The organism is Chromobacterium sp. ASV23, from assembly GCF_016428945.1.
Taxonomy (GTDB): Bacteria; Pseudomonadota; Gammaproteobacteria; order Burkholderiales; family Chromobacteriaceae; genus Chromobacterium; species Chromobacterium sinusclupearum.
The window spans coordinates 1-546 of sequence record NZ_JAELTR010000162.1 but is presented as its reverse complement, the minus strand read 5'-3'; the positions used below and the strand labels follow the sequence as shown (position 1 = coordinate 546).

1 protein-coding gene is annotated in these 546 nt (G+C 64.5%); it reads left to right on the top strand.

The genetic code is table 11. The annotated features are described in order from the left end of the window. A partial coding sequence (locus JHD59_RS22075) for a hypothetical protein (RefSeq protein ID WP_199155847.1) occupies positions 1 to 546 on the top strand: 546 nt, incomplete at both ends.

Here is a 546-nt window from a genome sequence, read left to right as displayed (position 1 = left end):
CCGGGGTGATCATATTCCACGCCGTGCTGATCTACGCGCTGGTGACCGGCTTGGCCCAGGGCGTGGTGAAGGTGATCCAGCAGAAGGTGGAAGTGTCGGTGATCAGCGAACCGCCGCCGCCACCGCCTCCGCCGCCGCCGAAGATCGAAAAAGTGGTGCAGCAGCCGACAGCGCCGAAACCGCAGGCCTATGTGCCGCCAGTGGTCAATCCGCCGCCGATGGTGCAATCGCAGAACGCGATCCAGTCGGTGACGGCCGATCCGACGCCGCAACCAGCGCCGACGCCGGCGCCGGCAGTGGAAGCGCCCAAAGGCCCGGTGTCCGCCAAGGCCAACTGCAGCCATCTGGAATCGCCGGAATACCCGTCCAAGGCCCAGGAAGACGAAATCCAGGGCGTGGTGAACGTGGTGTTCAGCGTGGGCGCCAGCGGCAAATACAGCGGCGACGCCAGCTTCAATTTCAGCGGCGACATTCCGCCGCGTTATCGCAGCGCGTTCAAAGCCGCCATTACTACCGCATTGCAGGGTTACACCTGCCAGGCCAATT